The organism is Rathayibacter sp. Leaf299 (assembly GCF_001423055.1).
Classification (GTDB): Bacteria; Actinomycetota; Actinomycetes; order Actinomycetales; family Microbacteriaceae; genus Rathayibacter; species Rathayibacter caricis.
In genome coordinates this window covers 749,254-774,231 of record NZ_LMNT01000002.1, presented here as the reverse complement: position 1 = coordinate 774,231, position 24,978 = coordinate 749,254, and the positions used below count along the sequence as shown (strand labels likewise).

Genomic DNA, 24,978 nt, shown 5'->3' with positions numbered 1-24,978 from the left:
GGATGGACGACCTGATCCGCGAGCGGCAGGCGGCGGGCGGGGCGGTCGGCGCCCTCACCTGCTACGACTTCTCGACAGCTCTCGCGGTCGTGGACGCGGCGGAGGAGCTGGGCCGCGGGGTGATCCTGCTGGTCACGCCGAAGACCGCGGCCGACCGGCACGGACCGCGGTTCCTCACCGCGCTGCGCGCCCTGGCGGACGGTTCCGCGGTGCCCGTCTCGGTGCAGCTCGATCACGCGACCGACCTCGCCCTGATCCTCCGCTCCGTCGAGGCCGGTGCGGACGCAGTGCTGGCCGACGGCAGCGCTCTGCCGTTCGAGGAGAACGCGGCGTTCACGGCTGAGGCGGTGCGCCGCTCCGGAGTGGTCGTCGAGGCCGAGCTGGGCGCTCTCGCGGGCGACGAGGACCGCGCGCTCGCCTCGCTGCCGTCGGGCCGCACCGACGCGGCCATGGTCGCCGCGTTCCTCTCCGCGGCGGGTGCGCACGTGCTGGCGACGTCGGTCGGGAACGTGCACGGGACCTACGCCGCGGAGCCCGAGCTCGACTGGCCGCTGATCGACGCGATCCACGCGGCGAGCGGGGTGCCGCTGAGCCTGCACGGCGCGTCCGGGATCCCCGAGGCCGACCTGCGCCGCGCGGTCGGCGCGGGGCTGGGCAAGATCAACATCAACACCGAGCTGCGGGCCGCAGTGCTCGACGCCGCCGCCCAGCAGCTCCCTGACTCGCGCGCGGCGGGCGACGACGTGCTGTCGCTGGAGCGCACGTGGCGCTCGGCGGCGTCGGCCTTCGCCCGCGAGGCGATGCTGCGGCTGGACAGCGCGGCCTGACGCCCGACCGGGGGTCGGCCGCATCGGGGCGGCGTTCCCGCCGTCGCTGGGACGGCCATCGCCGGCGGTCCGCCGGCTCCGAGCATCAGCTGCTGACGGCGCTCCGGCACCCGCCCCGACGTCCTCCAGCGGACACGTCCGCAATCGGAGCTTGCGCCGACACGGCCGGTGTCCCGAGAATCGGAGGTCGGCGACCGCTCCCGCGCCGAGCGGCCCGGGTGCCCCCGACCCGAAGGACGCCATGCGGCCCCGCCCCGACCGATCCCCGTCCGCACCTCGTACGTCGCCGTCGTCGTGGCTGCTCGTGGCCGCCGCGATGTCGGCCCTGGGCTGGGGCGGCAACCAGTTCATCCCCCTGATGGTCATGTACCGGCAGGTGGCCGGCTTCGAGCAGACCGAGGTCACGCTGCTGCTCGCCGTCTACGTGATCGGCATCGTGCCGGGCTTCGCGCTCGCCGGGGCGTGGTCCGACCGCTTCGGCCGACGGAGGATCATGCTGGCCGGAGTGGCGCTCGGCGCCCTCGCGAGCGTCGTGTTCGCACTAGCGGGGACGAACCTCGCGGGGCTCTGCGTCGCCCGTCTGCTCGCCGGGGTCAGCGTCGCCGTCGCGGCCGTGGTCGGCAGCAGCTGGGTGAAGGAGCTGTCGGCGGCGGCGGGCACCGGAGCGCGTCGGAGCGGCATCTCGCTCTCGATCGGGTTCGGCGGCGGGGCCGCGATCAGCGGGGTGCTCGCCCAGTGGGCGCCGAATCCGACCGTGCTGCCCTACCTCGTGCACGCCGGCGTCACGGCGCTCTCGCTGCTCGCGGTGCTCCGCGCGCCCGAGACGCGCACGTCGAGCCCGCACCGGCGCTCGCTCCTGGGCGACCTGCGCGTCCCGGCGGTCTACCGCGGCCGGTTCCGCGGCACGGTCGCTCCGATCGCCCCGTTCGTCTTCGGCAGCTGCGGCCTCTCGTTCGCCGTCGGCCCGAGCCTCGTGACCGGCGGACTCGGCACGCTCGGGATCGCGTTCGCGACCCTCGTCATGCTGATCACCCTCGGAGTCGGGACCTCGGTGCAGCTGCTCTCGGCGCGCATCGACCACGCTCTGCGGGGGCGCAACGGCCCGGTCGGCACGATCTGCTTCGCGGTCGGGGCGCTGGTGCTCGCGCCGGCCGCCCTCACGGGCTCGCCGTGGCTCGTGCTCCTCGCCGCCCCGTTCCTCGGCGCCGGCTACGGCATCTGCCTGCTCTCGGGACTCAAGGCCGTGCAGACGATGGCGGCACCCGACGATCTCGCGAGGCTCACGGCGACGTTCTACACGCTCACCTACCTGGGCTTCTTCTTCCCGCTGATCATCGCGGCGCTGGTCCCGGTGACCGGGCACGTCCCGCTCCTGATCGCCCTCGCGATCGCCGCGCTGCTCGGCGGGTCGGCCGCGGACCGCTCCGCGCGGCGACTCGACGCCGGCCTGACCTGAGGTCACTCCGTAGTCGGCCACCGCCGGTCGAGGCGGTAGTCCTCGATCCGCGCGTCGAGAGCCGCACGGACCTGCTCCGGGGCGTCGTCTCCGACGAGCAGGCGGAGGCGGTGGTCGTCGCGGTCGGCGACGTGCGCGAGGACGGCGGCGGCGATCGCCTCGGGTGGGGTTCCACCACCGGTTCCGCCGGAGGGCCACGGCACCTCGGCGGTGCCGAAGAGACGGGTCCTGAGGTCGTCGTACTCGGAGGAGGGAGTCGCGAAGCGCATGCCACCGGTGGCCCAGGCGGTGTCGATCGCCCCGGGCTGCACGATCGTCGTGCGGATGCCGAACGGAGCGACTTCGGCCGCCATCGCCTCGGTCCATCCCTCGAGGCCCCACTTGGCGGCGTTGTAGAGGCCGAGGGTCGGCAGGGTGCCGACAGCGCCGACCGTCGAGATCTGCAGGATGTGCCCTCCCCCCTGGCTCCGCATCACGGGCACGGCCGCCTGCGACAGCCAGAGCGGCCCGAGGAGATCCGTGTCGAGGATGTCCCGCGCCTCGCTCTCCCCGACTTCTTCGACCGTTCCGATCAGGCCGTAGCCGGCGTTGTTCACCAGCACGTCGAGTCGACCGAGCTCGGCGACCACCGACTCGACCGCGGCTCCCGCTGCCGCACGGTCGCGCACGTCGAGACGTCGGACGTGCAGCCGCTCGTGTGGAGGGAGGGTGTGCTCGCCGCGGACGGTCGCGACGACGACGTGCCCCTGGGACACCGCCGCGAGAGCGAGGGCACGGCCGAGACCTCGGGCGGCCCCGGTGATCATCCAGATCTGTCGAGTGCTCATGCCGACACCCTACTCAGAACGAGACGCTTCGTCTCGTTTCACTAGGATGGCGTCATGGCCAGCAAGCGGACGCGCGCACGCGTGCACGAGGCGGTGCTCGACCTGGTGGGCGACCGGGGAGTCGCGAGGCTGACGATGGAGGGCGTCGCGGTCCGCGCAGGAGTCGGCAAGCAGACGCTCTACCGCTCCTGGCCGTCGACGGCGGCGATCCTCTTCGACGCCCTTCTCGCCCGGAGCGAGACCGCTGAGGGCGCCGTCGCCGTCCCGGACAGCGGAGAGCTGAGGGAGGACCTGCTCCTGCTGCTGGAGGGGACGGTCCACGAGCTGACCTCGCCCGCGACCGAACCGCTGCTGCGCGCGGTCACCGCCGCGATCCAGACCGACCTCGATCTCGCCGGCGAGTACCGCGAGCGACTGCTCGTGCCCCAGATGGCCGCGATCGCCCGGCGGTTCGAGCAGGCCGGAGCCGTGGATCCGGCCGCGGCAACGGAGCTCCTGGTCGGCCCCGTCCTGCACCGCTGGCTCCTCCGCAGCGGCGCTCTCGACCGCGACTGGCAGGAGCAGCACGTCGACCGCACGCTGCTCGGCGCACGGATGACGAGCCCGGCGAGCCCACCCCTCGACGTTCCCTGAGTGTTCAAGGGGTTGCAGCCGACAGGCCCCCGGGCGTGGACTGGACTCCTGGCCGCGGGCGTCGAGCGCGCGGCCTCCCCGATGAAAGGACGAGACTCAGTATGAGCACGGACGCCACGACGGTCCCCACGATCACCCTCAACAACGGAGTGGAGATCCCCCAGCTGGGCTTCGGCGTGTTCCAGATCGATCCCGCCGAGACGAAGGACGCGACGCTCGCCGCCCTCGAGGTCGGCTACCGCCACATCGACACGGCCGAGATGTACGGCAACGAGGCGGGCGTCGGCGAGGCCGTGCGCGCCTCCGGCCTCGACCGCTCCGAGGTCTTCGTCACCTCGAAGCTGAACAACGGCTTCCACGCCCGCGAGGACGCCCTCGCCGCGATCGACGTGACCCTCGGCGAGCTGCAGTTCGACTACGTCGACCTCTTCCTGATCCACTGGCCGCTGCCGAACGTGGGCGACTACCTCGAGACCTGGAAGGCGATGGAGGAGATCTACCGCAGCGGCAAGGCGAAGGCGATCGGCGTCTCCAACTTCCAGACCAACCACCTCAACCGCCTGCGCGCCGAGGCCACGATCGTGCCGGCCGTGAACCAGATCGAGGTTCACCCCTACCTCGTGCAGGACGAGCTGCGCGCGTACGGCGTCGAGCACGGCATCGCCACCGAGGCGTGGTCGCCCATCGCCCAGGGCCTGGTGCTCGAGGACGACACGATCACCCGCATCGCCCGCAACATCGACCGCTCCCCCGCTCAGGTCGTGCTCCGCTGGCACATCCAGCGCGGCGACATCGTGTTCCCGAAGTCGGTCACCCGCGCCCGCGTCGAGGAGAACTTCGCGCTCTTCGACTTCGAGCTCGACGACGAGTCGATGACCGACATCACGGCACTGGACCGCGGCCACCGCACCGGTCCCGACCCCGACACCTTCAACTACATCCCCAGCTGATGCAGCAGTAGTCGGCAGGAACGCGACCGGCCCGCCGGATCCTCGGATCCCGCGGGCCGGTCGCGTCCGTTCAGCCCTGCTGCGAGTCGCGCCAGGAGTGCTCGGGCGCGTAGCCCAGCACCTCGCGGGCGTGGTCGATCGAGAGCAGGGTCTCGTTCGCTCCGACCTCGCCGCGCACCTCGACACCGGGGAACACCTCGGCGATCAGCTCGTCGTTGGGGCGCGACATGACCGTGTCGGCCGCCGCGATGATGAAGCGGTCGAAGCCGGTCGCATCGTGCACGAGCGCCTTCTCGACGGCCTGCGCGCCGTCGCGGCCGTCGATGTAGCCCCAGAGGTTCCACTTGCGCTGCAGGGCGTCGGAGTCGAACGACGGGAACTCGGCGTAGTCCGCCTCGTCCATCACGTTCGAGAAGCGCAGGCCGATGATCTTCAGGTCCGGGTGCCAGCGGCACAACTCGATCGCGAGCTGCTCCTCGAGGTGCTTGGTGAGCGAGTAGACCGACTCCGGACGGGCGGGGTACTTCTCGTCGACCGGGATGTAGGGCGGCGGCACGTCGAAGGGCAGGCCGAGCACCGTCTCGCTGGAGGCGTAGACGACGTTGCGGATGCCCGAGCGGATCGCCGCGTGGAACACGTTGAACGTGGACAGCATGTTGTTCTGGAAGGTGGCGATGTCGGGCACGATGCCCGGCGCGGGGATCGCGGCGAGGTGCACGACCGCGTCGATGCCCTCGTACTGGTCGCCCACGGCCTGGATGGCGTCGACGACCTGGCCGTAGTCGGCGACGTCGATGCGCACGAAGCCCGGGCCCCGCTCCCCCGCCCGGTCGAGGTTGTAGACGTCGTGGCCGGATGCGCGGAGGCGGGCGACGACGCTGCGGCCGAGTTTGCCGGATCCACCGGTGACTGCGATTCTCATGCCTCGAACGCTAGCGGGCCGGGCTCCACGCGAACGAGGGGTGGCGGATCAGGAGCGGGTGTACAGCGAGATCCCGTCGCCCGCCTCGGGGGTCGTCTCGTCGTCGACGAGCTCGGTCCAGCGGCGCAGCACCGCGGCTCCGGCCGCGTCGTTGACGAGGTCGTCGACCACCAGGATCGGGTACGGCTTCTCGGGGACGCCCTCGGCCGGGCGGACGTCGACGTGGGCGACCTCGTAGGCGTGCTCGTACAGCCAGTCGGCCATGGCGTAGTCGCTGCGGGAGTCGCCGACGGTGCGCCAGCGCTGCGGGATCGGCCCGGTCGCGCCGAGCAGCTCGACGGCGCGCTGGGCGCCGAGGTCCTTGCCGAGGCGGTTCGACTCGATGTCGGTCGAGATGACGGTGGGGTCGATGCGGTAGTCGACCGCTCCGGAGTCGTTCGGGTAGCGGATGCCGCGGCGCTCGACTCCGAGGCCGGCCGCGGTCATGATCTGCAGGGCGTCGGCGTCGAAGACGAGCTGGCGCGAGAGGTACTCGTCGCTGGGCAGGTCGACCAGCTGCTCCGCCGAGACCATCGAGCGCTTGGTCTCGTCGAAGAAGACGAGGTCGTCGTAGTCGGAGCGGATCATGCGCTCGAGATCGCGGGCGACCGGCTCGGGGATCGCGAGCGACTCGTCGACGATCGGCTCGGACGTGCCGCGGTAGTCGACCGTGAACCACACGGCGCCCTTCTCGCAGACGCAGACGATGCGGGCCTCGGGCGAGACCCCGCGCTCCAGGAGCGAGGGCAGCACGCGCTCGCGCAGGAACGCGTCCGAGCGTCCGGTGTTGAAGACGATCGGGATGCCGGCGTTGGCGAGGCGCACGAGGTCGTCGGCGATGGCGGGGATCGCGATGGTGCGGCTGATCGGGCTGGCGATGGGGCCGTCGACGTCGAGGAGGAGGCCGAGCGGAGGCGGTGTGGAGGTCATCGGGATCCATTCTGCCTCCCCGCAACACGCCCGACACGAGCGCACCGTACGCTCGCCGCGTGATCCCTCTCCTCATCGACACCGACACCGCCGCCGACGACTGCTTCGCCCTGCTGATCGGCCTCCTGGATCCGCGCGCCGATCTGCGGGCGGTGACGATGGTCGCGGGGAACGTCGGCTTCGATCAGCAGCTCCACAACGCGTTCCTCACCATCGCGCTGGCCGGGCGCGCGGGAGAGGTGCCCGTCCACCTCGGCGCGCGCACTCCGCTCCTGCGCCCGTGGGTGAGCGCCACCGAGGTGCACGGCGACGGCGTCGGCGGCATCCGCCGGCCCGAGGACTCGCAGCGGCCCGAGGAGGAGCACGCCGTCGACGCCCTGATCCGACTGGCCGCGGAGCACGCGGGCCGACTGCGCATCGTGGCGATCGGCCCGCTGACCAACATCGCGCTCGCGGCGCGGAAGGACCCGTCCTTCGTGCGGAACGTGGAGCGGCTGACCGTGATGGCCGGGTCCCTCAACGGCCGCGGCAACATCACGCCCGCGGCGGAGTTCAACGTGTACGTCGATCCGGAGGCGGCCGCGATCGTCACCGGGGCGGGCTTCACGGATCTGCGCTTCGTGACCTGGGACCCGCTGACCCTCCGCGACGCCGTCTTCGACGAGGGCCGGATCGCCGAGATCGCCGCGGCCGCGACTCCGCTGTCGGACTTCTTCGTGCGCGCCAACCGCGCCACCTTCGACTTCGACGTGCGCGTCGGGATCGACGGCTCGACGCACCCGGACTCGCTCTCGGTGCTGCTGAGCCTGGACGAGGACCTCGTGCTCGAGGAGCGCGCGTACGCGGTGGCGGTCGAGACCGACGGGCGGCTGACGCTCGGCGCGACCGTCTTCGACTGGACGTGCACGCCCGAGACGGCGAACGCGACGGCCGTCGAGCGGATCGACGGCGAGCGCTTCTTCGCCTACGTGCGGGACCTGATGGCCACCACTCCGCCGACCCCTCCCGAGGTGCGGGCGGCGATCAGCGCCTGAGGCCGAGCGGCCCTGCACCGGCCGCCCGCACGCCCGCGACGATCGCCTCCGAGACGGCGTCGACGTCGAGGTCGACGACGAGCCGGACGGTGCCCTCGGGATCGGGGGTGAAGACGCTGAGGCCGTCCTCGACGGGGTCGCCGCCGGGAACGACGGTCACCGTGCCCGGCTCCGAGAGCGTCACGAGCTCGGGCCGCAGCATCGCCAGGACCGCGACGGGGTCGTGCGGAACGTTCCAGGTCTCGCTCCAGAAGTCCCACCACTGGCGGATGTCGCGGTGCAGCGCGGCGCCGAGGGCACCGGAGGCGGCGATCGCCTCGACCTGCTCGCTGCGCATCGCGAGGCGCTGCGTGACCTCGAGTCCGGCGACGGTCGTCGGCAGGCCGGCGCCGAAGACCACCCGCGCCGCGTCGGCGTCGCTGCGGACGTTGTGCTCGGTCGCGCCCGTGCCGAACGCTCCCGCCATCAGCCAGAGGTGGCGGACCGCACCGGCGAAGCGCGGCTCGCGCCGGATCGCCTCCGCGATGTCGGTCAGCGGCCCCACGGCGATCACGTCGACCTCGCCCGGCCGCGCGAGCACGTGGCGGAGGAGGGCGTCGACGGCCGGCTCGGCCTGCACGTCCTCGGCGTCGAGCCCGTCGTGCAGGGTGCCCTCGTGGCCCGCCCACCACACCTCGCGGCCCGAGAGGGTGTCGCGCTCCCCCGCGTGGACGTCCAGGCGCACACCGGCGAGCCCCGCGTAGCGCTGCGCGAGGCGGGCGCGCAGGAGGGTGTCGCCGTAGACGGTCGTCGTGGCGAGCAGCTCGACCTCCTCCCGCGCACCGAGGAGGACGGCGAGAGCGAGGGCGTCGTCGACGTCCGTGCCGATGTCGGTGTCGAAGACGACGAGGTGCCGGGGAGCAGTCATGGCGACAGCGTGCCACGGATCGTCATACGGACGATACAAAACGTTTTGTACGCTGGGATCCGGCGGATCGGAGACCCATGGACCTCACCTCGCGACGCGAACGCGCGACCACCTGGGTCGACCACTCCGATCCGCTCGCCCGCCTCGCCAAGGTCTCGCTGCACGACCACCTCGACGGCTCCGTGCGGCCCGAGACCCTCCTCGCCCTCGCGGCCGAGAGCGGGGCGCCGGTGCCGCGCCGCGACCCGGAGGCTCTGCAGCACTGGTTCGGGAACTTCGCGGCGCTCGAACCGGGCGCCGACTGGGAGCTGCTGTTCGGGCTGACGACCTCGGTCATGCAGACCGCTCCCCAGCTGCGCCGGGTCGCGCGGGAGTACGTCGCCGCGCTCGCCGCCGACGGCGTGGTCTACGCCGAGACCCGCTGGGCGCCCGAGAAGCACCTCGCCCGCGGCCTCTCGATGGACGAGGCGCTGGCGGCCGTGCAGGACGGGCTCGAAGCCGGGATGCGCGACGCCGCGCGGGAGGGCCGCCCGGTGCTCGTGCGGCAGATCCTCTCGATCATGCGCACGGCGCAGCACGGCCGCGAGGTCGTCGAGACCGCTCTGCGCAACAGGGACGCGGTCGTGGGACTCGACCTCGCCGGGCACGAGGAGGGGCATCCGCCTGCCGAGCACGCGGAGTGGTTCCGCCTCGCCGCGGAGCACGGACTCTCGCGGACGGTGCACGCGGGCGAGGCCGCAGGCGTCGAGAGCATCCTCGGTGCGCTGGAGCACTGCTCCGCCCAGCGCATCGGGCACGGCGCCCGGCTCGCGGAGGACGTCGCGGTCGACGGCGCACGGCACCCGGTGGGCGACGTGGTCGCCGCCTGGCGCCGGGCGGGAGGCGGGGCCCGAGCGCTCGAGCTCGGACCGGTCGCCCAGCGGATCGTCGACGAGCGCATCCCGCTGGAGCTGTGCCCGAGCTCGAACTCGCAGCCCGGCGGCGTGGTGGACACCCTGGCGCAGCACCCGATCGGACTGCTCGCCGCGATCGGAGCGGCCGTCACGGTGCATCCGGACAACCGGCTGATCTCGTGGACGAGCGTCACGGGCGAGCTGCGGCTGCTCGTCGACCGCTTCGGCTGGGGCCTCGCGGACGTCGAGCGTGCGCAGCGGACCGCGCTGGCGGGCGGGTTCGCGGACCCCGAGCTGCGCGAGCGGATCCTCGAGGAGCGGCTCGCTCCCTCCTTCGACGCGGCCCGCTGACGGCGTCTCAGGCGGCGCGCACCCGCTCCATCAGGGTGTCGTGGTCGCGCTGCCGCTGCTCCACCGCCGCCGCGAGGTCGACCGTCGTCACGGCGCCGTCGCGCTTGAGCCAGCGCCCGGCGGTCATGACGTCGGAGGTGTCGAAGCCGGACGCCCCGTAGACGAGCGCGGAGTGGAGCGACTGCGCCGCGACGGGCCCGCGGTGCAGGGCCTCCACGGGGAGCGCGATCAGATCGGCGACGGCTCCGGGGACGAGCGAGCCGTCCTCCGCGGCGCCGCCGAGGGCGCGGTGCCCCCGCCAGGTCGCGAGGCCGAGCAGCTCGCGGGAGGTGATCGCGTTCGGCCGGCGCTCGGCGAAGGCCGCCAGTTTGCCGAGCGTGCGCAGCTCCTCGAACAGGTCGGCGTTGTTGTTGCCGCAGAGGTTGTCGGTGCCGATCGCGACGTTGACGCCAGCGTCCAGAGCCTGCCGGACCGGAGGGGCCGCTGCTCCGCTGATCATCGCGACGGAGGCGGCGGCCACGAGGCTCGCGCGCGACCCGGCGAGCAGCGCCAGATCCTCGACCACGATCTCGTTCGAGTGGGCGAGCAGGAGGGGGACGTCGAAGAGGCCGAGCCCGCCCATCGTCTCGAGGGCGCCGCGGCCGTAGCGCTCGCGGCAGGCGTCCTCCTCCTCCCCCGACGTGGCGAAGTGCGTGTGCAGCCCGACGCCGAAGCGGTGCGCGAGGGCGACCTCGGCCTCGATCGCCTCGACCTGGTTGTCGACGAAGAACGCGTGCGGTCCGACCCAGCCGCGCACCAACGGGTGCTCCTGTGAGGCCGCGACGAACGACTCCGCGGCGGCGAGCTCGCGGGCGCGGACGGCGTCGTCGCCGAGCTCGACGATGCCGTACGCGACCCGGGCGCGCAGACCCGAGTCCTCGATCGCGGCGAGGTACGACTCGGCGAACAGGTACTGGTCGGCGAACGACGTCGTACCGCTGCCGATCATCTCGGCGCAGGCGACCGACGCCGACGCCGCGAGGAGCTCGGGCGAGAGGTGCTCCTCGAGCGAGCGGATCGCTCCGAGCCAGCCCTCGAGGGTCAGCAGGGAGTGCCCCTCCGAGACGCCGCGGAACAGCATCATCGGCGCGTGGGCGTGCGCGTTCACCAGTCCGGGCAGCACGACGGAGCGGCCGAGGTCGACGACGTCCGCGCCGCGGGGGCGAGCACCGCGCAGCGGATCGACCGAGAGGACGATGCCGTCCTCGACCGCGACGACCGCCGGGCCGAGCTCGTCGGCCTCGACATCGGGCAGCACGTGGTCGGCGACGATCAGCGTGCGCGTCACGGGGCGCTCGTCTCGAGGTCGGAGCCGGCCATGAGCGCGCCGATCTCGGCGGTGTCGAGCTCGCCGCGGGCGAACGGCCCGGCGAGGCGGCCGTCGTACATCACGACGATCCGGTCCGAGAGCGTGAGGATCTCCTCGAGCTCGGCCGAGAGGAGCAGGACGCCCGCGCCCCGGCTGCGCGCGGCGAGCAGGGCCCGGTGCACGAACTCGATGCTGCCCACGTCCAGTCCGCGAGTGGGCTGGTTGGCGATGATCACCGCGGGGTCGCCGTCGAGCTCGCGGCCGATCACGATCTTCTGCAGGTTGCCGCCCGAGAGCGAGCCGATCAGACGCCGGGCGGAGGCGCCGCGGACGATGTAGTCGTCGATGAGCTGCACCGCGAACCGGTGGATCGCGCCGCGGCGGAGCAGACCAGCCCGGTGGAAGCGCGGCGAGCGGTAGGCGACCGAGACGGCGTTCTCCTCCAGCGTCGCGCCGCGGTTCAGGCCCACGTGCATGCGGTCCTCGGCGATGTGCGCGAGCCCGGCATCACGGGCGGCGCGCGGGCCGCGACCGGTGGTGTCGGTCCCGGCGATCTCGACCGTGCCCTCGCGCACCCGGCGGAGTCCGGCGATCGCGTCGACCAGCGCGCCCTGGCCGTTGCCGCTCACGCCCGCGACTCCGAGGATCTCCCCCGACGCGATGGTGAGCGAGACGTCGTCGAGTCCCGAGTCCCCCGCGCTCACCTGCGGCGCCGAGACCCCGGACACCCGCAGGACGTCCGCCCCGGGGCTGCCCGGCGGGATGTCGGCGCTGAGCAGCACGTCGCGGCCGACCATCATCCGGGCGATCGCCGGAGCGGTCGCCTCGGCGGCGGTCATCCCGCCGACCACGTGCCCGCGGCGCATCACGACGATGCGGTCCGCGACGGCCATGACCTCGGGCAGCTTGTGGCTGATGAACACGACCGAGGTCCCGAGGGAGGCGAGTCGGCGGACAGCGCGCAGCAGGTCCTCCGCCTCGGACGGGGTGAGCACCGCGGTCGGCTCGTCGAGGATCAGCAGCCTCGTGTCGCCGGCGAGCGCCTTCAGGATCTCGACGCGCTGCTGCAGGCCGATCGGCAGGGCCGCGACCAGCTTCGCCGGGTCCACCGGGAATCCGAGGCGATCGGCGAGGGCGCCGACCTCGCGCTCCGCCGCGGCGTCGTCGATCCGGCCGTCGCGGCGTCGGGGCTCGCGGCCCAGCAGCACGTTCTGCGCGACGGTGAAGGAGGGGACGAGCGCGAAGTGCTGCTGCACCATGCCGATACCGTGGTCGATCGCGTCCTGCGGCCCCCGGATCGCGACCTCTTCGCCGTCGATCTCGATCCGACCGGCGTCGAGCGGGAACGCGCCGAACAGCAGGTTCATCAGCGTGGTCTTGCCCGTGCCGTTCTCGCCCACCAGGGCGACCACCTCGCCGGCGCCGACGTCGAGCGAGACGTCGGCGACCGCCAGGACGCCGGAGGAGGCGAAGTACTTCCGCAGGCCGTCGAGCCGGAGGAACGGAGTGGTCATGGAGGGGCCTTCCTGGTGCGGGTGCCGCGGCGGGGCGCGAGAGGGGGAGCGCAGGAGCCGCCGACCGGGGGGTGATCGGCGACTCCTGCGGTCGGGGCGGATCAGCCGGCGAAGGGCGAGCAGGCGTCCGAGTCGGGGGCGTTCAGGGCGTCGCAGACCTCGAACGAGCCGTCGAGGATCCGCGTCTCGTAGTCGGCGACGGTGCTCTTGGCGGCGGCCACGGGCTCGGCGAGCTCGGGGTGGGCGTCCTCGAAGACCGTGGAGCCCTCGTCCCACGAGAGCCCGGTCGCGCCCTCGGCGAGTCCGACGTTGGTGGCGCCCGAGGTGAACTCCCCCTCCTGCGCCGAGGAGATCATCGTGAGGACGTTGGCGTCGACGTGCTTCATCATCGAGGTGATGACCGTGCCGGGCGCGACGGAGTCCTGGTCGCTGTCGACGCCGATGGCGTAGAAGCCCTCCTCCTCCGCGGCCTCGATGACGCCGGTGCCCGAGCCGCCCGCGACCTGGAAGATCACGTCGACCCCGTCGCTGTGCATGTCGAGGGCGGTCGACTTGCCCAGCGCCGGGTCGTTGAAGGTGAAGTTGAGGTAGGTGCGCTGCACGGTGCAGTCGCCGCACGCCTCCTTGACGCCCTGCTCGTACGCCCAGGCGAACTGGTTGAGCCCCGGAGCGTCGCCGCCGACGACCGCGCCGACCTTCTTGGTGGTGGTCATCGTGCCCGCGACCAGGCCCGCCAGGAAGCTGCCCTCGTGGGTGTTGATCGTGTAGAGCTCGAGGTTGTCGGGCACCTCGGAGTCCTCGAGGCTCTGGTCCGGCATGCCGATCTTCTGGTCCGGGTACTGCTCGGCGATCGCGATGACGGTGTCCAGCGGCAGGGTGATGCTCAGCACGAGGTCCGGCGAGGTCTGGATGGCCGAGCGGAGGAGGGTCTCGCCCTGCGCCACGTCGGGCGCCTCGATGTGCGAGGTCGCGACCCCGAGGGCGTCCTTCGCCTCGGTGAGGCCTGCCAGGGCGGAGTCGGTGTAGGAGAGGTCGCCCGCGACGCCGCCGACCAGCGCGACGGTGTAGGCGTCGGAGTCGGGGGCCGCGGTCGAGGCGGAGCCTCCGCCGCTGCAGGCCGAGAGGGCGAGGGCCGTGACGGCCAGGGCGGAGAGGGCGGACGCCTGCCGGACGCGGCGGCGGGAGGGTGCGGGGAGGGTCATGGCTGTGTCCTTCGTTCTCGTCGGGTGCGGGGTGGGAGGGAGGGGCGAGAGGGCGGCGCGAGCGTCAGCGCAGAGCGCCGGCCAGCTGACGGCGGGCGCGGCGGGGCAGGCCGAGGGTCTCCTTGGCGCGGAGTCCCCGATAGCCGACGAAGCCGAGCACGAGGAGCGTCGCGGCCATCGGGATGAGCTGCACGAGGACCTGGGGCAGGTCGGTGGTGCTCTGCAGGCGGATCGCGAAGGCGTCGGAGAAGCCGAAGAGGAGGGACGCCGGCACGAGGAACACGGGGCGGTTCACCGCGAGCAGCGCCGCGGTGATCGCGATCCAGCCGGCGCCGTCGGTCATGTTGCGGGCGAAGAGCCCGAGCTCGCCGACCGTCAGGAACGCGCCTCCGAGAGCGGCGAGGGCGCCGGAGCCGACCAGCGAGAGCGTCTGCACCCGCTCGACCGAGATGCCCGCGGCGGCCGCGGCTCCCGGAGCCTCGCCCACCGCCAGGAGGTGGCGGCCGGGCCGGTAGCGGAAGAGCAGGCCGAACGCAGCCGCGAGCGCGAACGCGAGGTAGACCAGCGCGTTGTAGCCGCTGAGCAGCGGGCCGAGCACGGGCACGCCCTCGAGGAACGGCAGCGGGATCGACGGCAGCGTCGCGACGTCGGGGGTCCAGACGCCCACGCCCCCGAAGAACTGACGCATGAGGTAGATCGACAGCTCCAGCAGCAGCATGTTGAGCCCGATCGCGAAGACGATCAGGTCGACCCCGACGCGGTGCGCGAGGGCCATCAGCCCGCCGGTGAGCGCTCCGGCCAGCGCGGCGATCACGACGGCGAGCAGCTGCGACCCGGTGCCGTCGAGAGCGACGAGTCCGACGAAGGCTCCGACCAGCATCTTCGCCTCGATCGCGAGGTTCAGGACTCCGGCCCGCGAGCTGAGCGCGGCGGCGAGGGCGCCGAAGAGGATCGGGGTGGTCAGCTGGATCCCGTTGTGGATGAGCTCGGGGGTCAGGAGGGCGAGGAGGAAGTCCATGCTCACTCCTCGTTCCGGGCGGCCGCGTGGGCGCGGACCTCGTCGGGGTCCGGCGGCGTGTCGACCGGTTCCGGGGGCGGCGGAGCGGCGGCCGCCCGCGCGGCGATCTCGCGGGCGCCCCGGCGCTTGCTGAGCCAGAGCTCCAGGCGTCCGGCGAGCGGCGTCTGGATCGCGACGAGGAGGATCATCAGCGCGAGGATCACGGCGCCGATCTCGCGCGGCACGCCCATCAGGATCTGCAGCCCGTTGATCGCGCCGACGGTGATCGCCGAGAACAGGATCGCGGCGAGGGACCCGCCGATCACGGTGGTGCCTCCGAGGATCGCCGCCGTCAGCCCGTTGAAGCCGGTGCCGTCGAGGAACCCGTCGATCACGCGGTAGTTCATGCCGAGGACCTGGATGCCGCCGCCGATGCCGGCGAGGGCTCCGCCGAGGGCGGCCGCTCGGAGCACGGCCGTGCGGGTGCGCATCCCGGAGTAGCGGGCGAAGACGGGCGCCTCGCCCGCCATCCGCTGCTCGTAGCCCCAGGTCGTCCGGGACATGTACACCGCGACGATCGCCACGAAGGCGAGGGCCACGACGAGGTTCGCGCCGAGCTTGGTCGCGGTGTCGAAGATCGGGAGCCGCGCCGTTTCGTCGATCTGCGGCGTGTAGGAGGCCGTCCCGCCCGTGTCCCGCAGCGGGTAGTTGATGAGGAAGCTCAGCAGCAGGGCGACCATCGAGTTGAGGATGATGCTGACGATCAGCTCGTTCGCTCCGAGGAAGACGCGGAAGACCGCGGGGACGAGTCCGACCAGCGCTCCCGCGACGCCCGCGGCCAGCAGCGCGACGATCGGGTGCAGCCCTCCGGGGAGCTGGACCTGGTAGCCCACGACGACCGCCGCGACGGCTCCGAGCCCGTACTGCCCCTCCTGGCCGATGCTGAACAGGCCCGCCCGCAGGACCATGACGGCGCCGAGCGTGGTCATGATCAGCGGCGTGGCCGTCGTGAGCACGGTGCCGAAGTTGCAGTACCCGGGATCGCAGGTGAAGGCGGCGCGGCCGATCGCCGCCATCGCGTCGACGGGCGAGCGCCCGGACACCGTGATCAGGATCGCTCCGATGACCAGCGCCAGCAGAACGGCGACGACGGGGACGGAGACGCGCTGGGCGGCGCGAGCGAGATCGAGGTCTTTCACGGTCACCTGGTCTTCCGGTCGGGTGTGCAAAAGGTTTTGCATTCGGGGCATCGCGCCTGAGGAGGATCTCCCGAGCCTAGGGTCGGCGCGGTGCCCGGCAGTCCCCGAGTGACGCTTCGTAATGGGGTCTTCTTCCCGCGGAAACGGGTCGGAAATGCGGGGTGACATCTCCCCCGATCCGGGGGGCGACGGTGAGCGCCATGCGCGGTCGAGCGCAGGGAGGCGCTTCTGTGATGTGATGGAATGCGGTGCAAAGCGTTTTGCAGGGCGAGGGAGTCGAGGCAACGATGCGAGCGGGCAGACCGACCATGCAGCAGATCGCGCAGTCGGCCGGGGTCAGCGTGACGACGGTCTCGCACGTGCTCTCGGGCAAGCGCCCGGTGAATCCGCGCACGGCCGAGCGGATCCTCGCGATCATCCGGCAGGCGGGCTACGTCCCCGATTCGGCGGCCCGCACCCTGCAGTCCGGGCGGAGCCGACTGCTCGCCGTCGCGGTGCCGGACATCACCACCTCCTACTTCAGCCGCATCGCGAAGGGCGTCGAGCTGGTCGCGGGTCCGCTCGACTACGGCGTGCTGATCTGCAGCACGTCCTTCGGCGGTCAGCGCACTCAGCGTTACCTCGATCTGCTGCGGAACCGCACGGTCGACGGCCTCGTCTACGTCGCGAGCGACTCCCCCGTCGATGCGGAGGAGCTGCGGCCGTTCGCCGCCGAGTACCCGCTCGTGCTCGCCGACGAGGAGATCCCGTCGCTCGAGAACGTGACCGTCGTCACCTCGGACAACCGGCGAGGAGGGCACCTGGCCGGAGAGCATCTGGCCGCGCTCGGGCACGAACGGGTGCTGATCATCGCCGGGCCGCGCGGCCTGGTCTCGACGCGGGACCGCACCGCGGGCGTCCGGGAGTCGTTCCCCGACGCGCTGATGCTCACCGGCGACTACTCCGCGCCGTCGGGGGCCGCTCTGGTGGACGAAGCGCTGCGCAGCGGGACGCCGTTCACGGCGATCGCCGCCGGCAACGACGAGATCGCGATCGGAGCCGTCGACCGGCTGCGGACCGCGGGCCTCCGGGTTCCGCAGGACGTCTCGGTGATCGGCTTCGACGACATCGAGTCGGCGGCGCTCGTCGGGCTGACCACGATCCGCCAGCCCGCCGTGGCGATGGGATCCCGGGCGGCTCGACTGCTGCTGGACGCCCTGGCGGATCCGGCGGAGGCCCGGGTGCGGGAGAAGCTGCCGGTCGAGCTCGTGGAGCGGACCTCGACGGCCGCGGTGGCGGGGTCCCGGTGACCCGTCGTCACTGAGGAGGCGCGGCTCCGCTCACCGGAGAGCCGTGCGCACCGCCTCGACCGACGCCTCGACCACCGCCTCCAGGATCGCCTCGCCCTTCTCGGCGGACGCCGAGGTCGGATCGCCGAAGACGGCCGACTCCGAGAAGGGGTCCAGTGGCATCTCGACGGTGCCGAACTCCGGCGGGAAGTCCGGGTAGCAGACGACGTAGCGCTCGCGCAGCACCAGCTCGGGAGCGAGGGCCAGGACCAGCGAGGTCTCGAGCTCCTCCGCATGCGCGAGTCCGGGTGCGGCGGGGCGGGATTCGCGGACCCTCGCGGCCGCCTCCTCGAAGCCGGGGTAGTCGAGCAGCAGCACCTCGATCCCGTCGGCGGTGAGCGCGTCGACCGCCGCGCGCAGCGGGGCGCGGTTGCCGTAGTCGCCGTTGACGATCACGAGGAGGCCCACGCCCGAGGCCGCGAGCGCCCGCGCGATGTCGACGGCGACCACCGTCACGGTCGGTGCCGACAGCGAGACGGTGCCCGGGTAGCCGGCGGTGCCGGCCGTCGCCCCGTAGGGGATCGCCGGCAGGAGCAGCGCGTCGAGACGGTGCGCCATCCGCTCGGTGACCGCTTCGGCGACGAGCGTGTCGGTCGAGAGCGGCAGGTGCAGCCCGTGCGCCTCGAGCGCGCCGAACGGCAGCAGCGCGAGCGCCGGGCGGCGGTCCCGGATGAGGTCCCAGGGCATGTCGGTCGCTCGCAGCATGCGGACCATCCTGGCGCACGGCGGGGCACGGCGCGGCAGGCAAGCAGGTACGGCAGAACGCAGCACTGCGCTGCTTCGAACGGCGAAGCGGAGGGTCCGGTCGGGTAGCTGGTCGACGGCGCCCCGGGTTCAGAACGGAGGCGGCTCCGTGAACCGCGGTTCGGGCTGGAGGCGCGCGGGGTCAGCGAGGAGGGTCTCCGGTCGCGTGGTGATGCGGCGCCCGGTGGGAGTGGTCCAGTGGGCGGTGCCGTCGGGGTGGAGGACGTAGGTCCAGCGGTCGCCGTGGCGGACGTGGTGGTGGGCGGTGCAGAGGGAGGCGAGATTGTCGAGGCTCGTCTGCCCGCCGTGACGCCATTCGAGGGTGTGGTCGGCCTCGGTGCGAGCTGCGGGGCGGGTGCAGCCGGGGAAGCGGCAGGTCCGGTCGCGCAGGTGGAGGGCGAGCCGCATCCGGGGTGGCGGGACGCGGTGGGTGCGGCCCACCGAGAGGACCGTGCCGGTGTCGGGGTCGGTGAGGACGCGGGTGATCGTCGTGGCGGCTCCGGCGAGTTCGCGGGCGACGTGGGCGGGGATGAGTCCGTAGCCGTCGAGGTCGGCGGGGGCGTCGTCGCGGCCGGTGGCGGTGCTCGCGGCGAGGGTCAACCGGACCTCGGCGCGCACTCCGGAGACGAACGTCGGAGTCGCCGCATCGCCGGGTGCAGCGCCGGCGACGTCGGGAGCGGTGCCCGTGACGTCGCCGTGGCAGAGCAGGTCGGCGAGCGCGTCGGCGCGCAGCTGCGCGAGGGTGCGGGCGTCGTCCGGCCGGTCGACGTCCCCTCCTCCGCTGTCGGTCCCGTCGCGGAGGCAGCGGGCGATGCGGTCCAGCCGCGCGTAGGCTCCGATGGCGACCGGGGCGGGCAGCAGTGCGCACAGCAGCGCCATGCCGTCCGCGTCCGGGACCACCCAGACCGCGCGATCCTCACGCGCCCGCGCATGCCGCGCAGCGAGCGGCTCGACGTGCAGCTCATCGCGCAACCGCGCCACCCGGCGCCGCAGCTGCGTGGGCGTCAGCACGAGCGCCAGCTCGCACGCCCGCTCGTCGAACACCGCCCGCGACTCCGGCGGCAGGCTGCCGGCGGTCGCGCAGATGATCCGGCCCGCCTCCCACCGCAGCCTCGCGCCAGCGAGCGCCTCCCGCGTGCGCGGGAGATCCTCGATCAGCAGCCGCGCGTCCTCCAGATCGCGGGACACCACCCGCTCCGACACCCCGCACCCCACCGCGAGCTCCGCCCGGACCGAGCGCTCCACCAGATCCGCCGACCCGCCCCGCGGCAGACCCCGCGCGAACGCCTCCGGACACGACACCGCCGCTCGGTAGGCCGCATGCAGCTCCACCGCCGCCGCCACCGAACAGGTCCTTCGCCATCCGGGTGNACCGCGAGCTCCGCCCGGACCGAGCGCTCCACCAGATCCGCCGACCCGCCCCGCGGCAGACCCCGCGCGAACGCCTCCGGACACGACACCGCCGCTCGGTACGCCGCATGCAGCTCGACCGCCGCCGCCAGCAGCACCGGCGATGCCGACCGCGCCAACTCACCCGCCCGATCCCCGCGCTCCCGCACGACCTCGAGCACCTCCGCCATGTCTGATCCCGTCATACGAGTACGAAACCAGTGACTACTGACATCCGCTCATGTTCTCGCGGTGTCGCGAGCGGTTCACGCCAGGGACGCGCCACACCGCTGCCGCACCGGCCGCCGACCTCTCGAGCGACCGCGATCGCCGACGAAGCCCTGCGACCGGAAGCCGCCCCGGTCACTCCGTCCGCGACTCCGACCGCACGCCCGGGCCGCCCCCTCGCCGCACAGGAACTCCCTCAGACAGGACCACACCCCCTACAGGAACAGCGACAGCACCAGCGTCATCCCGAGCGCCAGCACCGACGCCAGCGACACCCCCACCGTCACCGTCTTGAGCGCCCCGCGCACCGACTGGTCGAGGAAGGACTGCAGCAGCCAGAACGTGTTCGACGTGACGTGGATGCAGAACAGCGCGCCGGAGCCCGCGGCGAGCGCGATCAGCAGCGGGTCCAGTCCCAGCGACGCGGCGACGGGCGCGATGACTCCGGCGGCCGTGATCGCCGAGAGGGTGACCGACCCGACGGCGATGTGCAGCACGGCGGCCATGAGCCAGACGAGCAGCAGCGGGGCGAACGAGGACGCCGAGAAGTAGCCCTTCAGCACGTCGCCGAGGTCGCCCTGCGCGATCACGGCGGCGAGCGAGCCGCCGATGCCGGTGAGGAGGAAGATCTGACCGCCGTCCTGGAAGCCCTTCACGACGGCCTTCTCGATGCGCTTGGTGCCGACGGCGAGGCGGCCGATCAGTCCGGTCGCGATGACGGCGAGCAGCAGGGCGATGATCGGGTTGCCGAGGAACTGCATCACGGGCACCTCCGCGCCGGCCACGCTCAGCACGGCCTGCGACGCGATGAGCAGGAGCGCCACGAGCATCGGCGCGAAGAGCAGCAGGAGGGGGCGCCGGCGCTCCTCGACGGCACCGGGCCGGAGGGCGGCCGGTCCGCGGGGCACTCCTCCGACGGCGGTGCGGACGGTGCCGGTGGCCGGGGCGGCGGCGGAAGCCGAGGCGCCGGACGAACCGGAGGACGCCGACGCGTCGGCGAGCACGGCCTCCTCGTCGTCGTCGCGCACGACGACCTGCTGGTCGCGCGCCGGATCCCAGAAGCCGAGCCGGAAGGCCAGCGACATCAGCAGGATCGTGAGCACGACGGTGGGCGCGACGACGGCGAAGCCGCCGAGCATCATGACCCCGAGGGGCACGCCGAGCAGGCCGGCCAGGGCGACCGCCGCGAAGCCGGGCACCATCATCACGATGCCCATCTCGAGGCCGACCGCGAAGGTGACGCCGATGATGCCGGTGCCGGCCGGGCCCAGGCGCGGGGCGATCCTCCGGGCCAGCGGCGCGGCGATCACGATCAGCACGTCGACGAAGATCGTCTGCAGGTACGTGGCGAGCGAAAGGCCGAGCGCGTAAGGGATCCCGCGGCGCCCGAAGACGCGCATCAGACCCTCGACGAGGCGGACGATCGCGCCCATCTCGTTGAGCATGGCACCGATCAGCACGCCCCAGCCGATCAGGATGCCCGCCTCGGCCATCACCTCGCCGAAGCCGGTCGACATGGTCGAGACGGTGTCGACGGGTCCGAGTCCGGTCAGGAGGCCGATCGCGGCGGCGCCCAGCGCGAGCGCGATGACCGGGTTGATGCGGAACCGGACGATCACGACGACGACCACGACGATCACCAGCGCGACGACTCCGAGGGTGTACCACTCGGGCATGACGAGCCTCCTCTTGCCCGCGGCGGCGCGTGCGAACACACCCTAGGGCGAGATGGACACTCGCGCGCGACGTCCTCGAGCATCTCGACTGAAAGGACTCATCGGCCCTGTTCCCCGCGATGCCGGGCGTGTTAACGTGAACACACCCCCGCTCTCCCCGATGGAGGGGAGTGCGGACCGGGCCGAGCGTCCGCGCCGACCCCGGGAGCCCCACCCCACGATCGGAAAGGTCTCGATGATGAGACGACGCTCTTCGGAGCACCCCGCGCCCCGGCGCCGGACCCGCACCCTCCTCCTCTCCACGCTCGCGTGCACGAGCGTCGCCCTGACCGGCGTCCTCGTGCCGATGTCCGCCTCCGCGGTCGACGTCCCCGCTCCGACCGCCCATTACGACATGTCGCACGCGGGCTCGGCCCTCCTCGACATCTCGGGCAACGGCCGGAACGCGACGCTCACCGGGCTGACCGACGCGTCCTTCGCGGACGCGGGCGGCGACCAGGTCGCCCGCTTCCGCGCCAACGGCTACGCGGCCCTGCCGAAGAACCTCGTCACGGGCACCGACAACTCCTTCGCGGTCGAGTACACGGTGAAGACGCAGACCTCGGCGAACCAGTTCGGCTGGGTGATCGGCGACGGCGTCGGCCCCTGGAACACGACGACGCTGGGCAACCACGTGTTCGTGAACCCGCGCAGCTCGGAGGGCGGGTACAGCAACCAGGTCCTGTCCGGCATCCGGGTCAAGGACAGCGGGAACGGCGAGCAGCGGCTCCCGGCCGGCGGCGGCCTCAACCCCGGCTTCACGACCCTCACCATGGTCGGATCGGGCACCGGCTCGAGCACCACGCTCACCCTCTACCGCGACGGCGCGCAGATCTCGACGGTCACCGCGGCCAAGTCGATGGCGAGCATCATCCCCTCCGGCAGCACGCTCGGCTACCTCGGCCGCTCGCTCTACCAGGGCGACGCCCTCTTCACCGGCGACGTCACCGACGTGAAGTTCTGGGACACCTCGCTGACCGCCGAGCAGGTCGGAGCGAGCATGCCCACCGCCGACGCCAAGCGGGCCTCGACGGCGGCGCTGCTGCGCTCCGACCTCCTCCCGGTCGTGCTCAACGGCAACCCGTCGCTCACCGCCGTCTCAGGGAACCTGAACCTCCCCACGACCAGCAACGGCATCGCGCTCACCTGGGCGTCGTCGAACCCCGCGGTCGTCTCGACCACCGGAGCCGTGTCGCGCTCGATCACGACCGACACCCCGGTCACCCTGACGGCCACCCCGAGCTCCGGCGGCCCGATCACCTTCGAGCTCGTCGTCCTCGCTCCGAGGATCAACGACGACCTCGACGCGATCGTGCTCGCGCCGCGCACCACCGAGAACCTGCCCCTCGTCGTCAAGGGCGTGAAGAACGGCACCGCGATCACGTGGACCTCCTCGAATCCGGCGCTCGTCACTCCGACGACCGCCGGCTACGTCGCCCCGGCCGTGGGCGCCGCCGACCCGTACCAGGGCGGCGGAGTCGTCGCGCGACCCGCGTACGGCAGCGGTGACGCGACCGTGACCCTGACCGCGAACGCGACGCTCAACGGAGTGTCGGAGTCGCGCAGCTTCACCCTGACGGTGGCCGAGCTCGGCCGCACCGCTCCCGACGCGGGCTACGCCTCGGCGTACTTCAAGTCGGACGGCGACGAGAAGATCTACCAGGCGGCGACGTCCGGCAACGACTTCTTCACCTTCTCGCCGGTCAACGACGGCAAGGCGGTCATCACCTCGACGACCGACACCCGCGGACTCCGCGACCCGTTCATCCTCCGCTCGCACAACGGCGACAAGTACTACATGGTCGCCACCGACCTCTGCATCTCGTGCGGCACGAGCTGGGGCGACGCGCAGTCCAAGGGCAGCCTCAAGATCGAGGTCTGGGAGTCGACCGACCTCGTGACGTGGACCCGCACCAACGGCGCTGATACCGGCATCACGGTCAACCAGCCGGCCGCGGGCATGACCTGGGCGCCGGAGGCGTACTGGGACGACGCTCTGCAGTCGTACGTCGTCTTCTTCTCGTCGCGCCTCTACTCCGACGCCACGAAGTCGAACGGCGACAAGCTCTACTCGCGGGTCTTCTCGGTGATCACCCGCGACTTCCGCACCTTCACGCAGCCGCCGGCCACCTGGCAGGACACCGGCTACGCGCGGATCGACTCGACGATCACCAAGATCGGCGACTACTACTACCGCTTCACCAAGAACGAGGAGGGCGGCGCCGCCGGCATCCTCGAGGCGGGCAAGGACATCTTCCTCGAGAAGTCGACGGTGCTCACCGCCCCGACGACCTCGTCGAACTGGAGCGCCGACCCGACGACGACGTGGCAGCTCACCGACACCAACATGACGCGTCTCGAGACCGGCCAGGAGGGCGAGGGCCCCGAGATCGTGAAGCTCAACGCCGGCGACCCGAACGACACCACGGGCACCGGTGACGGCTACGCGTTCCTCGTCGACAACTACGGCAGCGGCGGCTACAAGGCCTTCGTGACCTCGGGCGCGGCCATCGCCGGCAGCTCGCAGGCCTCGCGCCTGTCGAAGTCGGCCGACTGGAACGTCTCGACGAAGGGCGGCCTGCCGGCCAGCCCGCGCCACGGCGCGTTCGTCAGCGTCCCGCAGACGGTGCTCACCGCCATGAAGGAGTGGGCGCCGGTCAAGGCCGTCGGCTCGACCACGACGCTCGCCGTCGACGGCCGGACCGCGACCACGACGGTGACGGCCGCCGACTCCGGCGACGTGGCGGGCACCGTCACGTTCCGCGGCGGCAGCTGGAGCCAGACCGTGCGGCTGACCGGCGGCGCTGCCACGGCGACGGTCCCGGCCGGAGTGACGGGCGTCACCGCCTCGTACGACGGCTACTCCGACGCCCTCGTGCTCGCCTCGACCTCCGCTGCGGTGAGCCTCGACACCCTCGAGCTCGCTCCCACGGTGACGACGCGCTGCGTCGCCGGCAAGGTCGTGCTCACGGTGACGGTCCGCAACGGCGACACGGTTCCGGCCGCCGTCACGATCGACTCCGCGTACGGCACGAAGTCGTTCGCCTCGGTCGCTCCGGGCGCTGCGGCCTCTGCCGCCTTCACCACCCGCCTGCGCGCGATGCCGGAGGGAGCGGTGTCCGTCTCGGGGACCGCGGTCGACCAGCCGGCCTTCTCGGCCTCGGTGCGGTACGCGGCGGCCACCTGCTGACACACCCTCGGCACGACGGCGCCCCTTCCTCCCGCGTGGAGGGAGGGGCGCCGTCGTCTGCGCGACCCCTGGGAGCGGACTCGGAAGGGTCGCGTAGGGTGCCCGGGACGCAGTGCGCTCCCGGACCCGAGCCGCGCTGCTCGCGCTCTTCCCGCGCGGGCGGCCGCTCCGATCCGATCGAGAGCCCCTCCCCCGCGGCGAGTTGCCGTCGGCCGCCTCGTGCGCCGCGGTGACGGCGGACCGGTACCCGGCGGTCCGTCGAGGGGCGGGCGGTCCTGGTCCCGCCCGTCCCCGTCCCCCACCGCAGTCGTCCCCGTCGTTCCCGCCCGGCGTCATGTCAGCCGACGCTGTATGG

At 72.6% G+C, this 24,978-nt stretch carries 20 protein-coding genes; 8 read left to right on the top strand and 12 right to left on the bottom strand.

Features of this window, described 5'->3' with window-relative positions; genetic code table 11:
- Positions 1-2: 2 nt before the first annotated feature.
- Positions 3-827 carry a class II fructose-bisphosphate aldolase gene (locus ASF48_RS10875; RefSeq protein ID WP_235577230.1) on the top strand — a complete coding sequence of 275 codons (825 nt, stop codon included), beginning with the start codon at positions 3-5 and terminating at the stop codon, positions 825-827.
- Between the two features lie 241 nt (positions 828-1,068).
- Positions 1,069-2,283 (top strand): MFS transporter, encoded by a 1,215-nt coding sequence (locus tag ASF48_RS10870; protein ID WP_082481272.1) that lies wholly within the window; start codon positions 1,069-1,071, stop codon positions 2,281-2,283.
- A gap of 2 nt (positions 2,284-2,285) precedes the next feature.
- Here the strand turns inward: ASF48_RS10870 and ASF48_RS10865 are convergent, their stop codons facing one another.
- Entirely contained in the window at positions 2,286-3,110 is an 825-nt protein-coding gene (locus ASF48_RS10865; RefSeq protein WP_235577229.1) for an SDR family NAD(P)-dependent oxidoreductase, read from the bottom strand.
- Positions 3,111-3,164: 54 nt separating this feature from the next.
- Between ASF48_RS10865 and ASF48_RS10860 the strand changes: the two genes are divergently transcribed.
- The gene (locus tag ASF48_RS10860) at positions 3,165-3,743 is read left to right on the top strand and encodes a TetR/AcrR family transcriptional regulator (RefSeq protein ID WP_055790979.1); all 579 of its coding nucleotides are present in this window, start codon (positions 3,165-3,167) and stop codon (positions 3,741-3,743) included.
- Between the two features lie 101 nt (positions 3,744-3,844).
- Complete coding sequence (locus tag ASF48_RS10855) at positions 3,845-4,693, top strand: aldo/keto reductase (RefSeq protein ID WP_055790976.1); 849 nt, start codon at positions 3,845-3,847, stop codon at positions 4,691-4,693.
- A gap of 70 nt (positions 4,694-4,763) precedes the next feature.
- Here ASF48_RS10855 and ASF48_RS10850 read toward each other — a convergent pair whose 3' ends face one another.
- Both ASF48_RS10850 and ASF48_RS10845 read right to left on the bottom strand, forming a co-directional pair.
- Positions 4,764-5,615, bottom strand: a complete 852-nt coding sequence (locus tag ASF48_RS10850; protein WP_055790972.1) for an NAD-dependent epimerase/dehydratase family protein — start codon at positions 5,613-5,615, stop codon at positions 4,764-4,766.
- Between the two features lie 48 nt (positions 5,616-5,663).
- Entirely contained in the window at positions 5,664-6,584 is a 921-nt protein-coding gene (locus tag ASF48_RS10845; protein ID WP_055790969.1) for a hypothetical protein, read from the bottom strand.
- 59 nt (positions 6,585-6,643) lie between these two features.
- Between ASF48_RS10845 and ASF48_RS10840 the strand changes: the two genes are divergently transcribed.
- Positions 6,644-7,618: a nucleoside hydrolase gene (locus tag ASF48_RS10840; protein WP_055790967.1), complete on the top strand. Its 975-nt coding sequence runs from the start codon at positions 6,644-6,646 to the stop codon at positions 7,616-7,618.
- Here ASF48_RS10840 and ASF48_RS10835 read toward each other — a convergent pair.
- Positions 7,608-8,525 carry a nucleoside hydrolase gene (locus tag ASF48_RS10835; RefSeq protein ID WP_055790964.1) on the bottom strand — a complete coding sequence of 306 codons (918 nt, stop codon included), beginning with the start codon at positions 8,523-8,525 and terminating at the stop codon, positions 7,608-7,610. The genes ASF48_RS10840 and ASF48_RS10835 overlap by 11 nt on opposite strands.
- A 77-nt stretch (positions 8,526-8,602) precedes the next feature.
- Between ASF48_RS10835 and ASF48_RS10830 the strand changes: the two genes are divergently transcribed.
- A complete protein-coding gene (locus tag ASF48_RS10830; protein ID WP_055790961.1) occupies positions 8,603-9,769 on the top strand; it encodes an adenosine deaminase family protein in 1,167 nt (388 codons plus the stop codon).
- A gap of 7 nt (positions 9,770-9,776) precedes the next feature.
- Here the strand turns inward: ASF48_RS10830 and ASF48_RS10825 are convergent, their stop codons facing one another.
- The 5 genes from ASF48_RS10825 to ASF48_RS10805 form a co-directional block, all read right to left on the bottom strand.
- Positions 9,777-11,096 carry an amidohydrolase family protein gene (locus ASF48_RS10825; RefSeq protein ID WP_055790958.1) on the bottom strand — a complete coding sequence of 440 codons (1,320 nt, stop codon included), beginning with the start codon at positions 11,094-11,096 and terminating at the stop codon, positions 9,777-9,779.
- Positions 11,093-12,631 (bottom strand): ABC transporter ATP-binding protein, encoded by a 1,539-nt coding sequence (locus ASF48_RS10820; protein ID WP_055790955.1) that lies wholly within the window; start codon positions 12,629-12,631, stop codon positions 11,093-11,095. The genes ASF48_RS10825 and ASF48_RS10820 overlap by 4 nt, the downstream gene beginning before the upstream one ends.
- A 101-nt stretch (positions 12,632-12,732) precedes the next feature.
- Positions 12,733-13,833, bottom strand: a complete 1,101-nt coding sequence (locus ASF48_RS10815) for a BMP family ABC transporter substrate-binding protein (RefSeq protein WP_055790953.1) — start codon at positions 13,831-13,833, stop codon at positions 12,733-12,735.
- 64 nt (positions 13,834-13,897) lie between these two features.
- A complete protein-coding gene (locus ASF48_RS10810; RefSeq protein WP_055790950.1) occupies positions 13,898-14,851 on the bottom strand; it encodes an ABC transporter permease in 954 nt (317 codons plus the stop codon).
- A gap of 2 nt (positions 14,852-14,853) precedes the next feature.
- On the bottom strand, positions 14,854-16,029 hold the full coding sequence (locus tag ASF48_RS10805; RefSeq protein ID WP_162238035.1) for an ABC transporter permease: 1,176 nt from the start codon (positions 16,027-16,029) through the stop codon (positions 14,854-14,856).
- Positions 16,030-16,337: 308 nt separating this feature from the next.
- On the opposite strand from ASF48_RS10805, the gene ASF48_RS10800 reads away from it, so the two are divergent.
- A complete protein-coding gene (locus ASF48_RS10800) occupies positions 16,338-17,318 on the top strand; it encodes a LacI family DNA-binding transcriptional regulator (RefSeq protein ID WP_055790942.1) in 981 nt (326 codons plus the stop codon).
- 30 nt (positions 17,319-17,348) lie between these two features.
- Here ASF48_RS10800 and ASF48_RS10795 read toward each other — a convergent pair whose 3' ends face one another.
- The 3 genes from ASF48_RS10795 to ASF48_RS10785 form a co-directional block, all read right to left on the bottom strand.
- Complete coding sequence (locus ASF48_RS10795) at positions 17,349-18,062, bottom strand: creatininase family protein (protein WP_055790938.1); 714 nt, start codon at positions 18,060-18,062, stop codon at positions 17,349-17,351.
- 129 nt (positions 18,063-18,191) lie between these two features.
- The gene (locus ASF48_RS10790) at positions 18,192-19,433 is read right to left on the bottom strand and encodes an HNH endonuclease signature motif containing protein (protein ID WP_268788512.1); all 1,242 of its coding nucleotides are present in this window, start codon (positions 19,431-19,433) and stop codon (positions 18,192-18,194) included.
- A gap of 500 nt (positions 19,434-19,933) precedes the next feature.
- Positions 19,934-21,394, bottom strand: coding sequence for a GntP family permease (locus ASF48_RS10785; protein WP_055790934.1), 1,461 nt, complete (start codon positions 21,392-21,394; stop codon positions 19,934-19,936).
- Positions 21,395-21,632: 238 nt separating this feature from the next.
- On the opposite strand from ASF48_RS10785, the gene ASF48_RS10780 reads away from it, so the two are divergent.
- The gene (locus ASF48_RS10780) at positions 21,633-24,623 is read left to right on the top strand and encodes an immunoglobulin-like domain-containing protein (protein WP_235577228.1); all 2,991 of its coding nucleotides are present in this window, start codon (positions 21,633-21,635) and stop codon (positions 24,621-24,623) included.
- Positions 24,624-24,978: the final 355 nt, after the last annotated feature.

What these genes read in the sequence shown, in the direction of transcription:
- ASF48_RS10800 (WP_055790942.1), top strand. Translation starts at nt 16,338, where the DNA reads ATGCAGCAGATCGCGCAGTCGGCCGGGGTCAGCGTGACGACGGTCTCG.
- ASF48_RS10860 (WP_055790979.1), top strand. Translation starts at nt 3,165, where the DNA reads ATGGCCAGCAAGCGGACGCGCGCACGCGTGCACGAGGCGGTGCTCGAC.
- ASF48_RS10780 (WP_235577228.1), top strand. Translation starts at nt 21,633, where the DNA reads ATGAGACGACGCTCTTCGGAGCACCCCGCGCCCCGGCGCCGGACCCGC.
- ASF48_RS10870 (WP_082481272.1), top strand. Translation starts at nt 1,069, where the DNA reads ATGCGGCCCCGCCCCGACCGATCCCCGTCCGCACCTCGTACGTCGCCG.
- ASF48_RS10795 (WP_055790938.1), bottom strand. Translation starts at nt 18,062, where the DNA reads ATGCTGCGAGCGACCGACATGCCCTGGGACCTCATCCGGGACCGCCGC.
- ASF48_RS10810 (WP_055790950.1), bottom strand. Translation starts at nt 14,851, where the DNA reads ATGGACTTCCTCCTCGCCCTCCTGACCCCCGAGCTCATCCACAACGGG.
- ASF48_RS10845 (WP_055790969.1), bottom strand. Translation starts at nt 6,584, where the DNA reads ATGACCTCCACACCGCCTCCGCTCGGCCTCCTCCTCGACGTCGACGGC.
- ASF48_RS10785 (WP_055790934.1), bottom strand. Translation starts at nt 21,394, where the DNA reads ATGCCCGAGTGGTACACCCTCGGAGTCGTCGCGCTGGTGATCGTCGTG.
- ASF48_RS10830 (WP_055790961.1), top strand. Translation starts at nt 8,603, where the DNA reads ATGGACCTCACCTCGCGACGCGAACGCGCGACCACCTGGGTCGACCAC.
- ASF48_RS10865 (WP_235577229.1), bottom strand. Translation starts at nt 3,110, where the DNA reads ATGAGCACTCGACAGATCTGGATGATCACCGGGGCCGCCCGAGGTCTC.
- ASF48_RS10850 (WP_055790972.1), bottom strand. Translation starts at nt 5,615, where the DNA reads ATGAGAATCGCAGTCACCGGTGGATCCGGCAAACTCGGCCGCAGCGTC.
- ASF48_RS10835 (WP_055790964.1), bottom strand. Translation starts at nt 8,525, where the DNA reads ATGACTGCTCCCCGGCACCTCGTCGTCTTCGACACCGACATCGGCACG.
- ASF48_RS10820 (WP_055790955.1), bottom strand. Translation starts at nt 12,631, where the DNA reads ATGACCACTCCGTTCCTCCGGCTCGACGGCCTGCGGAAGTACTTCGCC.
- ASF48_RS10855 (WP_055790976.1), top strand. Translation starts at nt 3,845, where the DNA reads ATGAGCACGGACGCCACGACGGTCCCCACGATCACCCTCAACAACGGA.
- ASF48_RS10815 (WP_055790953.1), bottom strand. Translation starts at nt 13,833, where the DNA reads ATGACCCTCCCCGCACCCTCCCGCCGCCGCGTCCGGCAGGCGTCCGCC.
- ASF48_RS10875 (WP_235577230.1), top strand. Translation starts at nt 3, where the DNA reads ATGGACGACCTGATCCGCGAGCGGCAGGCGGCGGGCGGGGCGGTCGGC.